Source organism: Brevundimonas intermedia, assembly GCF_027922165.1.
Lineage (GTDB): Bacteria > Pseudomonadota > Alphaproteobacteria > Caulobacterales > Caulobacteraceae > Brevundimonas > Brevundimonas intermedia.
On sequence record NZ_BSFD01000001.1, the window covers coordinates 463,276 to 475,392 of the forward strand.

Sequence of the window (12,117 nt, forward strand, 5' to 3'; positions counted from 1 at the left end):
CCATGGTGCTCGCCGCCGGCCTGGGCACCCGGATGCGCCCCCTGACCGACGACCGGCCCAAGGCCCTGGTCGAGGTCGGCGGCCGCGCCCTGATCGACCATGTACTGGACCGGCTGGCGGACGCGGGAGTCGAGCAAGCGGTCGTCAATGTCCACTGGTTCGCCGACCGGCTGGAGGCTCATCTGGCCGCGCGTGGACGCGGCCCACGGATCATCATCTCCGACGAACGCGCAGAGCTGCTGGAGACCGGCGGCGGCTTGAAGAAGGCCCATCCCCTGCTGGGCGAGGATCCCGTCTTCGTCGCCAATATCGACAGCGTCTGGATCGACCGGGGCGAAGCGTTGGCGGACCTCGTCCGCCTGTGGAACCCGGACACGATGGACGCCGCCCTGCTGCTGGCCCGCCGCGAGGGCTCCATCGGCTTCGAGGGCGACGGCGACTTCTTCCTGGCAGAGGATGGGAAGCTGACCTTCCGCGGCGACGCCCCATCCGCCCCCTTCGCCTATATGGGCGTCCACATCACCCACCCCGGCTATGCCGATCACGGCCCCGACGGCCCCTTCTCCCTCAGCCCCCTGTGGCGCAAATCCGCCGCCGAGGGTCGCCTCTACGGCTGCGTCCTGAACGGCGACTGGATGCACGTCGGCGATCCCCAGGCGCGGGATCAGGCCGAGGCGAAGCTGGCGGGAGACGCGTGAGCGGCTTCGACCCCTTCGCGGCGTCCAGCCCCCGTTGGTACGCCATCCCCGCCCACCGGCCCTTCCTTGAAGATCTGGCCGCCGGCGTCCTCGCCTGGCTTGGCGATCTGCCGCCCGAAACCCTGTCCGACGCCACCATCCTTCTACCCAACCGCCGCGCCGCCCGCGCCTTCACCGGCGCCCTGTCGAAACTCTCTCAGGGCCGCCCCATCCTGTTGCCCCAGGTCCGGCCTCTGGGCGATCTGGAAGAGGACGAGCCGCCCTTCACCCCCGGCGCCCTCGGCCTCGACCTGCCGCCCGCCATCCCCGCTCTGACCCGCCGGTTCGAAATGGCGCGGATGATCGTCGAACAGTTCGACAGCGGCCTGACGCCGATGCGGGCCCTGGACCTGGCCGATGCGCTCGGCGGCTTCCTCGATTCCTGCCAGCTGGAAGAAATCCAGAACCCCGAGCGGATCGCCACACTGGTGGACGGCGAAATGGCCGAACACTGGGAACGATCAGCCGAGTTCCTGGGACTCGCCGTCACCGCCTGGCCCAAACGCCTGGCCGAACTGGGCCTGGTTGATCCCGCCTGGCGCCGCGCGACCCTGCTGCGCCGCCTTGCCGAACTCTGGGACCACACGCCCCCGACCCAAGCCGTCATCGCCGCCGGTTCGACCGGCACCGTCCCCGCCGCCGGCGACGTGCTGAAGGCCGTGGCCAGGGCGCCGCTGGGCTGCGTCGTCCTGCCCGGACTGGACCTCGATCTGGATGAGGCGGTCTGGGACCGGCTGGACGAACAGCATCCGCAGAGCGCGATGAAACGGCTGCTGGACCGCTGCGAAATCCCCCGCGAAGCCGTCCGCCCCTGGTTCCGCCCTCCGGTCGCCCCCGCCGCCTCGGCGCAAGGCCTGGCGCGCCAGCGGCTGGTCAACGAAGCCCTGCGCCCCGCCGAGGCCACCGACGACTGGCGCCGCGCCATCCGCGACATCCGTTCGGCCGCCGCCGCGCGGGGCGAGGCCCGCGACCCCATCGCCGAAGGTCTGCAAGGCCTGTCCCTGCTCACCGTCCGCGCCGAGGAAGAGGCCGCCGCCGCCATCGCCCTGATGATGCGCGAGACGCTGGAGACGCCCAATCCTGATGGAACAGGAAGGACCTGCGCGCTCGTCACGCCCGACCAGGCCCTGGGCCGCCGCGTCGCCGCCCGGCTGGAACGCTGGGGCGTCATCCCGGATTCGTCGGCCGGCGCGCCCCTGTCGCGTCTGCCCGCCGGCGCCCTGGTCGATCTGTGCGCCCGCTGGATCGCCGATCCGGTACAGCCCCATCTGCTGCTGGCCGTCGTCAAACACCCGTTGGCCCGGTTCGACCTGGGCGACTCCTCTCAGGCCGCCGCCGTCGCCGCGCTGGAGGAGCACGCCCTGCGCGGCCCCCGCCCGCGCGACTTCGCCGCCATCCGCCATCGCCTGCTGGAGGCGGTCCAGCCCGACCGGCGCGGCAAGGCGCCCCCCGAATGGAAACAGGCCCGACTGTCGGCCGCGACCCGACTGGTCGATCATCTGCAAACCGCCGTCGAAGCCGCGACCGCTGTCTTCATGCCCGAGGCGGATCTAAACACGGCCGCCTCGGCTTTGACCCGGCTGATCGAAACGCTTGCCGGTCAGGACGCCTGGGCCGGCCCCGACGGCGAGGCCGCCGCCGCCCTTCTGTCCGGCCTGATCGAGGGCGGGGCCTCCCTGGGTCGCATCCGCCGCGCAGAACTGGCGGAACTGGTCGCGTCCCTGGTGCAGGAGACCGTGGTCCGCACCGGCGGCGCCACCCATCCGTCGCTACGGATCCTGGGGGCCATAGAGGCGCGGCTGGTGCGCGCCGACCGGATGATCCTGGCGGGCCTGGAGGAAGGCGTCTGGCCCCAGGCCGCCCCGACCGATCCCTTCCTGTCGCGCCCGATGCGCAAGGCCCTGGGCCTGCCCCCGCCCGAACGCCGCCTGGGTCAGACGGCCCAGGACTTCGTCCAGGCCGCCTGCGCCGACGAGGTGATCCTGGTCCATAGCGAACGGCGCGGCGGCCAGCCGGCCGTGCGTTCGCGCTGGCTGTGGCGGCTGGAGATGCTGACGCGCGGCGCCGATGCGGCGGAGACGCCCGTCTCCATCGCCCGCCCAACCACCGTCCTCGACTGGGCCCGCGCCCTGGACGCACCCCCGCCCGGACCGCCGCGCTTCGCCAAACGGCCCGAGCCGCGCCCACCGGTGCATCGCCGCCCCCGCAGCCTCTATGTCACCCGCATCGAGCGCTGGGTGCGCGATCCCTACGCCATCTACGCCCTGTGGGTGCTGGGGCTGGAGGCGATGGAGCGTCCCGGCGCCTCGGCCGAGGCCCTGGCGCGCGGCAACGCCGTCCATGCGGCCATCGAACGGCTGACCCTGGACTGGCCCTACGACCTGCCCGACGACTGCGAAACCATCCTACACGACCATCTGCTGCGCGAACTGGGCGCGCGCGGCTTCGAGGATGCGGCCATGGCCCGCGAGGCGCCCCTGGCCCGCAACTGCGCCCGATGGCTGACCGATTTCGAGCGTCGCCGCCGCGCGCGCGGCGTCGACATCCTGGTCGAGCAACAGGGGACCATGACCTTCGACGCCCCCGCCGGCCCCTTCACCGTCAAGGCCTTCGCCGACCGGATCGAGCTGGCCTCCGACGGCGCGGCGGTGATGGACTTCAAGACCGGCGCGGCCCCCAGCGCCAAACAGGTCAAGTCCGGCTTCGCCCCCCAACTGACCCTCACCGCCGCCATTCTGGCCGACGGCGGGTTCGAACGCACCAACGGCCCGGTCACGCCCGACGAACTGACCTATGTCCGCGTGGTCGGGCGCAAGACGGCGGGCGAGGTCATCACCCGCGCCTCAGGCGCAGAGGCCGCCGACTTGGCCCAGGCGGCGCTGGAGGGGCTGAAGCGCCGCGTCGCTCGTTTTGACGACCCGAATACCCCTTATGTCTCATGGGCCGCGCCCCAGTTCATGGGCAATCAGGGCGGCAACTACGACCATCTGGCCCGCGTCTGGGAATGGTCGGTGATCGGCGACGGGGACGACAGCGAATGAGCCTCTCTCCTCAGATCGTCGCCGCCGATCCCCGCCTGACCGTCTTCGTCACCGCCAACGCCGGCTCGGGCAAGACCACCACCCTGGTCAACCGAGTGGCGCGGCTGCTGCTGGACCAGGTCGATCCCGGCGCCATCCTGTGCGTCACCTACACCAAGGCCGCCGCCGCCGAGATGCAGGCCCGGCTGTTCGACCAGCTGGGCGGCTGGGCCGTGCTGGACGACGCCGCCCTGTCGCGCGAACTGGCCCGGCTGGACGACGGCGATCCGCAGGCGATGGATCACGCGGCCCTGTCGCGCGCCCGCAAACTGTTCGCCCGCGCGCTGGAGACGCCGGGCGGGTTGAAGATCCAGACCATCCACGCCTTCTGCGAAAAACTGCTGCGTCGCTTCCCGCTCGAGGCCGGGGTCTCGCCCCGCTTCACCGTGCTGGAAGACCAGGCCGCCACCGCCCTCAGCCATTCCGCGCGCGAGGATCTGGCCCGCGCCGCCGTCGCCGATCCGGACGGTCCCATCGGCCAGGCCTACAGCCATTTCGCCGTCGAACTGGACTGGCAGAGGTTCCAGGCCCTGCTGTCGATGATCGAGGCCAAGCGCGCGGACCTGCTTGACTATATCGACCGCGCCGAGGCCGGAACCGCGCCCGATCCCTACGCCCTCACCGGCGCCGAGGCGGGTCGCAGTCCAGAGGATCTGGAACAGGACTTCGTCGCCTGGATCGACCCCGCCGAATGGAACCGCATGGCCGAGGCCATGGAGACCGGCTCGACCAACGACCGCAAGATCGCCGACGCCATGAGCGTGGCCGCGCCCCCCTACGCCGGGTTCGCGGCCCTGGCCGGAGTCTTCTGCACCCAGGCGGGCGAGCCGCGAAAGAGCATGGGCACCAAGTCGGCGCCGCAAGGGGCGGTCGGCTGGCTGGTCGATCTGCAAACTCAGTTCCTCGCCACCCGCGAGGCCCTGCGCAAGGCGCGGATCGCCGACGACACGATCAAGGTCCTGACCCTGGCCCGCGCCCACGCCGCCTTCTACGAGGCCGCAAAGGCCCAGCGCGGGGCCCTCGACTTCCCCGACCTGGTCGCCCGCGCCGCCGCCCTGCTGACCCGCAGCGGGGCCGCCGCCTGGGTGCTGTACAAGCTGGACGGCGGGGTCGATCACGTCCTGATCGACGAGGCCCAGGACACCGCCCCCGAACAATGGGCCATCGTCCGCGCCCTGACCGGAGAATTCTATTCCGGCCAAGGTTCACCCAATCGGGCCTCGGGCCGCACCGTCTTCGCCGTCGGCGACGAGAAACAGTCGATCTACTCCTTCCAGGGCGCCCGGCCGGAGCGTCTGCGCCAGGAACGGGCCGACTTCCTGGCCTTGGCCGAGGGCGCCGGCGAGCCCTTCGCCGGGCCCGAGCTCAACACCTCCTACCGTTCGACCGAGGAGGTGCTCGCCTTCGTCGACGCCGTCTTCGCCGACCCCGACCGCACCCGCGCCCTGACCGGCCCCCAGGGCGACATCGCCCGTCACATCCCCGCCCGTATCGGCCAGCACGGCGCCATCGACCTGTGGCCCTTGTTCGTGGACGAGCCCGCGCCCGAGACCGACGCCTGGGATGATCCGGTCGATCAGGAGAGCGTCGGTAGCGCCCGCAAACGCCTGGCCCGCGACCTGGCCCGCGAGATCCGCCGCCAGGTCGAAAGCGGCCTGGCTGTCTTCGACAGCCGCACCCGCGCGCTCCGCCCCGCCGGCTACGGCGACTACATCGTCCTGGTCCGCCGCCGCGACGCCACCTTCGAAGAGATCATTCGCGCGCTGAAGACCGAGGGCGTCCCCGTCGCCGGCGCCGACCGGCTGAAACTGTCCAGCCATATCGTCTTCGACGACCTGATCGCCCTGGCTCGGTTCGCCCTCTTCCCCGACGACGACCTGTCCCTGGCCGAGGTGCTGCGCAGCCCCCTGTGCGACGTGGACGAGGACGGCCTCTACGCCCTGGCCGGGCGCGAGAACCGCAAGTCCGGCCAGCTGTGGCGCGACCTGCGCGACCGGGCGCACGAACGCCCCGAATGGACCCGCGCCCGCGACGCGCTTCAGGCCGCCGTCGATGCACGCGGCGGCGATCCCTTCGCCTTCTTCTCCCAGGCCCTGAACCGAGTGGACGACACGGGCCGTTCGGGCCGAGCCCGCATCCTGGCCCGGCTGGGCCGCGAGGCGGAAGAAGCCGTCGACGAAACCCTGAACCAGGTCCTGGCGGCCGAGAACCGCGGCGCGATCGACCTTGAATCCTGCCTGGCCCAGCTCGAGGCCGCCGATGTCGAGGTGAAGCGCGAACTGGAAGGCGCGCGCGGCGAGGTCCGCGTCATGACCGTCCACGGCGCCAAGGGGCTGGAGGCGCCCATCGTCATCCTGCCCGACACCACCATGAAGGCGAAGGCCCAGGGCCCGTCCCTGATGCCCGCCGTCACGGCGGAAGACGAAGGCGAAGCCTGGCTGATGGCGCCCGGCTCGGCCAAGGACGACTGCCCTGCCTCGGCCGACGCTCGCGCGGCGCGCCAGGCCCGCACCGACGACGAGACCCTGCGTCTGCTCTATGTCGCCCTGACCCGCGCGCGGGACCGCGTCATCGTCATGGGCCGCGCCTCCAGCCGGGGCGCCGAACCCGGCAGCTGGTGGTCGGTGATCGAAGAGACCTTCGACCGCCTGGGCGATCAGGTGCGCGAGGTCGAGAACGGCGTCCGCCGCTTCGGCGTCGACCCCGAACGCCGCCCGACGCAGGCCGCCCAAGACCGCACGACCTCAGCCCTGCCCACCTGGGCCGCCACGCCGCCCCCCGCCGACGCCGCCGCCCGCTTCGCCGCGCCGTCACGGATGGAGGGCTCGATCCGCATCCCCGCCCCCTCGCCCCTGGCCCGCAGCGCGGCCGGCGGCGCGGCCCTGGGCCGGTTCCGGCGCGGCGACCTGATCCACCGTCTGCTGGAGCGCCTGCCCGAGATCGGACCCGCCGACCGTCCCAACGCCGCACGGCGCCTGCTGGCGCGCGAGACCGATCTGGACGAGGCCCAGCGCGCCGAAATGATCGCCGCCGCCTTCTCGGTGCTGGACGACGCCCGCTTCGCCCCGGTCTTCGGTCCTGGATCCCGCGCCGAAGTGGCCCTGACCGGCGCCCTGCCTGGCCCGTCCAGCGTGGCGATCAACGGCCGCATCGACCGGCTGGTGGTCACGCCCGACCGGGTGCTGGTGATCGACTACAAGACCAACCGCCCCGCCCCCGACGCCCTCGACCGGGTCGATCCCGCCTATGTGCTTCAGGCCGCCGTCTATGTCGCCGTGCTGAAACGCCTCTATCCCGACCGCCCGGTCGAGGCCGCCCTGGTCTGGACCGACGGCCCCAAACTGATGCCGATCCCGCAGGCGATGCTGGACGCGGCGCTCACGCCTTAGCCCCCGTCATTCTCGGGCTTGACCCGAGGACCGGGCGTAGAGCGGGCTGTGCGTCACCGTCTTTGCAGGAGCGGCGGAACATCCGATCCTCGGGTCAAGCCCGAGGATGACGGAGAAGGAGCGCCACCCCCGCGATGGCAGGAGTTGAATTGCCCGCGATTCGCTCCCACATCTCCGACCGAACCCGGACGCTCCGGCCAACATCAACACGCGCTCAAGCAGCGAGGCCCAGCGGGCCGAGCGCCGGCGCCCCAAGGAGCCATTCATGGCGACTGTAAAAGTCACGGACGAAAGCTTCGACGCCGACGTTCTGAAATCCTCCACCCCCGTGCTGGTGGACTTCTGGGCCGAATGGTGCGGCCCCTGCAAACAGATCGGCCCGGCGCTGGAACAGATCGCCGACGAACTGGGCGGTCAGGTCACCGTGGCCAAGATCAATATCGATGACAGCCCCATGACCCCGTCCAAGCTGGGCGTGAAGGGCATCCCGACCCTGATGCTGTTCAAGGACGGCCAGATGACCTCGATGAAGGTCGGCGCCATGCCCAAGGGCAAGATCGTCGAATGGCTCGCCGAGGCGGGCGTCAAGGCCGACGCCTGATCCTTTCGCCCTGCTGAAGATCAAACGCCCGCCGGTTCCGACCGGCGGGCGTTTTCGTTTTACGGCCGGGCCGGGTCGATCTCCACCAGCACCACGTCATAGGTCTTCATCGGCACGCTCAGCCGCCCCCTCCCATCGGCGCCCACGGTGACGGACTGCACCTCGGGCGTATCGCGCGTCAGGTCGTTCAGCCGCTGCAACTGGGCGGCGTCCAGTGCGGCCGGCGCGCCCATTTCCAGATAGGCCGTATAGGCGTCATTGGACTGGAACCCGACCCGCCGCACCGTCGCGCGGTGGACGCCGGGCGTGAGATTCTGAACGACGATATCCAGCGGCGCCGCCGCCGAGGGCTCGCGCACCTGGCGGAAGAAGGGCCGGTTGCTGATCGGCTGGTCCGGCAGTTCATAGCGCCAGGCCAGCACCTGCACCGTCTCGCCCTTCAGCGCCGCGAGGCTCTGGGCGTCGCCGGTGGCCAGTTCGCGGTCGCCCAGGCTGTTCAGATATTTGTAGGCGAAGAAGGTCGGCTTGCGCACGCCCTGCGGGTTCATCAGGCCGAACCCCCCGTCGAACGGCTTGGTCTGCGGCCCCGGCTCCTCGAACAGGTCGCTGAAGGCCCAGTAGCTCATCCCCTGCACCAGGCCCTCGCTCTCGTGCAGCTTGGTCAGGACGTATGAGGCGCCGAAATAGTCGTCGTGGATCGGATCGCGCGGATTATAGCTGGTGCTCCATTCGGTGAAGAACAGCGGCAGACCGGGCCGGGTCGAGGCCTCGATCTCGCCCCTCACCTTGCGCACGTCCGAGACCACGGCGTCGGGCGCGCGCGACAGCTTGTTGTCGCCCTCGCCCTTCTCGTCCAGGAAGCCGCCCTCGACCCCATAGGTATGGGTGGTCACGAAATCGACCGGCAGCTGATGCTGGTCGGCATAGGCCAGGAATTCGGGCACCCAGGCCGCGCCGGCGGTCGAAGGCCCGCCCACCCGCAGCGCCGGATCCACCGCCTTGATGGCCCGAACCGTACGCCCGTAATAGTCGAAATAGGCCGCCTGATCGGCCCGCTCCCAGAAGCCGTCCAGGTTCGGCTCGTTCCAGAACTCGAAATACCAGGACCGCACCTCTTCGGCGCCGTAGCGGTCGATCAGATGGCGCACGAAGGCGTCGATCAGCCCGCTCCACTTCTCCGGCTGCGGGTGGGAGGTGTTGCCCTTCCAGTAGAAGATGGTCTGGTCCGAGGTCTTCATCGCATCCGGCGTAAAGCCCAGTTCGATGAAGGGCTTGATCCCCATGCCCAGCATACGATCGTAAAGCTGATCGACGCGGGTCCAGTCATAAACCGGCTGGCCGTCCACCTCGCGATACACGCCCATGTCGTCGTGGAAGATGTCGTGGAAGCGGATGTAGCGAAAGCCCAGCTCGTCACACACCGTCTTCAACTGGCCCAGGGCGTCCTCGCGGATCGTCGTCCCCGGATAGTCGGCGCCGACCGAAAACTCCGCCATCCGGTCGCGCGCGCTCGTCGCCCCCCGAGCGTCCACCACGATGGGGCGAGCGCCCGATGCGCTCTGAGCGGCCGCCGGTCCCGCCAGCACCGCCAAGGCCCCGATCAGGGCCAACCCCGCTCGGCCTGACATCTTCATCCGATCCATGGTTTCCATCCGTCGTTGTTTTCATTTTGGTAGCGCTAACAAACACGCGAGGCAACTCGTCGTTTGGCCGCAGCTTCACGTCTTCGGGACGAAGCCCCTCACGGTGTGATAGGTCAGTCGCATGAGCCAAGACGATCAAACCCCGGACGCCGACGCTCCCGCAGACGAAACCCCCGTCCAGCGCGCCCTGCGTCTGAAGAAGGCGGCGCTCGACGCACGTCCCCAGGCCCCGCGCGGCGGCCGTTTCCAACGCGAACAGAACGCCCGCATCGCCGCCGGCAAGTCCCGCCCCTGGATGAGCAAGTAAGACAGCACACCGGACTCTCCCTCCCCCTGCGGGGGAGGGGGCGGAGGCGTAGCCGGAGCCGGGTGGGAACGGCAGGGCGACACATCTCAAGTCAGATCAGTGCGCTTTTGCCTTGCCGCCCCCACCCCGTCGCTGCGCGACGCCCCTCCCCCGTAGGGGGAGTGAGACGACGTCACTCCGGCCAGGTCTCTCGGCTCGCCCCCAGCACCTCGCCCGCCAGATACAGCGACCCGCAGATCGCCACCCGCCCCGCGCCGAGCCGCAGCGCCAGATCCACCGCCTCGCCAACCGATCCCGCCGGCGTCGCCGCCAGCCCGTGCCCGCGCGCCACGGCCGCCAGGGCCGCCGGCTCGGCCGCCGCCCCGTCGAAGCCGACGGTGAAGACCGTCGCCTGGCTGTCCTTCAGCGCCGCAAAGAACCCGCCCGCATCCTTGTTCGACAATATCCCGCAGATCAGGGCCAGCGGACGCGGCGCCCGCGCCTGTCGCTCGGCCAGAAACGCCGCCAGCGCCCTCGCCGCATGGGGATTGTGCCCCCCGTCCAGCCACAGTTCGGCGTCCGCCGCCTTCGCGGCCTCGCCATACGGACCCGCCGAAATCCGTTGCAGCCGCGCGGGCCAGCGCACGGCCTTCAGCCCCTGCGCGATCGCCGCCTCGGGCAGGTCCAGTTCGACCGCCGCCGCCACGGCCAAGGCCGCATTGTCGATCTGATGCGCTCCCGCCAGAGCCGGCGCCGGCAGGTCCATGAACAGTTCGGCCGTCTGGAACGCCAGCCCGCCCCGCTCGGGCCAGGCGTCGAAATCCACCCCCAACACGGTCAGCCGCGCATGCACATCGACGGCCCGCCGCTCGATGGCCTTCATCGCCTCTTCCTGCTGACGCGCGATCACCGCCGGCGCGCCCGCCTTCAACACACCCGCCTTCTCCGAGGCGATGACAGCCAGGTCCGTGCCCAGGAACTCCGCATGATCGTAATCGACCGGAGCGATCACGCTCAGCAGCGGCCGCTCGATCACATTGGTGGCGTCCAGCACCCCGCCCAGCCCGACCTCGATAATGGCCAGGTCGGCCGGCGTCTCGGCCATGGCCAGGAAGGCGGCGGCGGTGGTGCTCTCGAACACCGTCGCCTCGCTGCCGGTTTCGGCCATGGCGGCTTCGATCCGGTCAAGGATGACGTTCAGATGATCATCCTCGATCAGCCGACCTGCCAGCCGGATCCGCTCGTTGAACCGCACCAGATGGGGCGAGGTATAGGCATGAACCTTCAGCCCCGCCGCCTCGGCGATGGCCCGGATCATGGCCACGGTGGACCCCTTGCCGTTCGTGCCCGCCACATGCACCACCGGCGGCAGCCTATGCTGCGGATCGCCCAGGGCGGCGCACAGGGCCTTCATTCGATCCAGCGACAAGTCGATCCGCTGCGGATGTCGGGCGCGCAGCCGCTCGGAGATCGGGTCCACAGCCGTCAGGCCGCCTGACGGTTTCCGCCCATCAGCATGGACAGGATCTGGCCCAGAACGCGCGGCAGGTCGGCGCGGACAACCACCCGGTCGACCATGCCCTTTTCCTGCAGATATTCGGCGCGCTGGAAGCCCGGCGGCAGTTTCTCGCGGATGGTGGCCTCGATCACGCGCGGACCGGCGAAGCCGATCAGGGCGCCCGGCTCGGCCAGATGCACGTCGCCCAGCATGGCGTAGGAGGCGGTTACGCCACCCGTCGTCGGGTCGGTCAGAACCACGGCATAAGGGAGTTTCGCGGTCTTCAGCTCTTCGATGGCCAGGGTGGTCCGCGCCATCTGCATCAGCGACAGGGCCCCTTCCTGCATCCGCGCGCCGCCGGCGGCGGTGAAGCAAATCATCGGGACCTTGCGGGCCACAGCCTCGCGCGCGGCCTTGATGAAGGCCTCGCCGGCCGCCATGCCCAGCGACCCGCCCATGAAGGTGAAGTCCTGGACGATCACCACGGCCTCCTGGCCGCCGACGACGCCATAGCCGATGGCCATGGTGTCCTTGCGACCCGCCGCCTTGCGCGCTGCGCTCAGGCGATCCTTGTAGGACTTGCCGTCCGAGAATTTCAGCGGGTCTTCCGGCACGTCCGGCGTATCGATAGACTCATACTGGCCGCCGTCGAAGGTGGCCTTCAGCCGCGTCGGCGCGTCGATCCGCATATGGCGGCCCGACGGCGTGACCCACAGCGAGGCCTCCAGATCCGAGCGATACAGCATCTCGCCCGTGTCGGGGTCCTTGACCCACAGATTGTCGGGCGTGTCGCGGCGCGACACGATCTTGCGGACGCCGGGCGCGAAACGGCTCAGCCAGCCGCCGCGCTTTTCCTGGGGTTTGTTCTTGTCGACCATGGGCG

The 12,117-nt window shown here is 70.3% G+C and carries 8 protein-coding genes; 5 read left to right on the forward strand and 3 right to left on the reverse strand.

Annotation, left to right across the window (positions count from 1 at the left end; translation table 11 throughout):
- Positions 1-2 precede the first annotated feature (2 nt).
- The 4 genes from murU (at position 3) to trxA (ending at position 7,807) form a co-directional block, all read left to right on the forward strand.
- Complete coding sequence (gene murU / locus PKE72_RS02215; protein WP_271163906.1) at positions 3-698, forward strand: N-acetylmuramate alpha-1-phosphate uridylyltransferase MurU; 696 nt, start codon at positions 3-5, stop codon at positions 696-698.
- On the forward strand, positions 695-3,778 hold the full coding sequence (addB, locus tag PKE72_RS02220; RefSeq protein WP_271163835.1) for a double-strand break repair protein AddB: 3,084 nt from the start codon (positions 695-697) through the stop codon (positions 3,776-3,778). The genes murU and addB overlap by 4 nt, the downstream gene beginning before the upstream one ends.
- Positions 3,775-7,206, forward strand: coding sequence for a double-strand break repair helicase AddA (gene addA / locus PKE72_RS02225; protein WP_271163836.1), 3,432 nt, complete (start codon positions 3,775-3,777; stop codon positions 7,204-7,206). Before addB ends, addA begins: the two co-directional genes overlap by 4 nt.
- 265 nt (positions 7,207-7,471) lie before the next feature.
- Positions 7,472-7,807 carry a thioredoxin gene (gene trxA, locus PKE72_RS02230; protein ID WP_008259544.1) on the forward strand — a complete coding sequence of 112 codons (336 nt, stop codon included), beginning with the start codon at positions 7,472-7,474 and terminating at the stop codon, positions 7,805-7,807.
- A 59-nt stretch (positions 7,808-7,866) separates the two neighbouring features.
- Here trxA and PKE72_RS02235 read toward each other — a convergent pair whose 3' ends face one another.
- Positions 7,867-9,450, reverse strand: coding sequence for a GH39 family glycosyl hydrolase (locus tag PKE72_RS02235; RefSeq protein WP_271163837.1), 1,584 nt, complete (start codon positions 9,448-9,450; stop codon positions 7,867-7,869).
- A 121-nt stretch (positions 9,451-9,571) separates the two neighbouring features.
- Between PKE72_RS02235 and PKE72_RS02240 the strand changes: the two genes are divergently transcribed.
- On the forward strand, positions 9,572-9,757 hold the full coding sequence (locus tag PKE72_RS02240) for a hypothetical protein (protein WP_271163838.1): 186 nt from the start codon (positions 9,572-9,574) through the stop codon (positions 9,755-9,757).
- A gap of 172 nt (positions 9,758-9,929) precedes the next feature.
- Here PKE72_RS02240 and PKE72_RS02245 read toward each other — a convergent pair whose 3' ends face one another.
- Both PKE72_RS02245 and PKE72_RS02250 read right to left on the reverse strand, forming a co-directional pair.
- Positions 9,930-11,216 (reverse strand): bifunctional folylpolyglutamate synthase/dihydrofolate synthase, encoded by a 1,287-nt coding sequence (locus PKE72_RS02245; RefSeq protein ID WP_271163839.1) that lies wholly within the window; start codon positions 11,214-11,216, stop codon positions 9,930-9,932.
- A 5-nt stretch (positions 11,217-11,221) separates the two neighbouring features.
- Positions 11,222-12,112, reverse strand: coding sequence for an acetyl-CoA carboxylase carboxyltransferase subunit beta (locus PKE72_RS02250; RefSeq protein ID WP_271163840.1), 891 nt, complete (start codon positions 12,110-12,112; stop codon positions 11,222-11,224).
- Positions 12,113-12,117 lie beyond the last annotated feature (5 nt).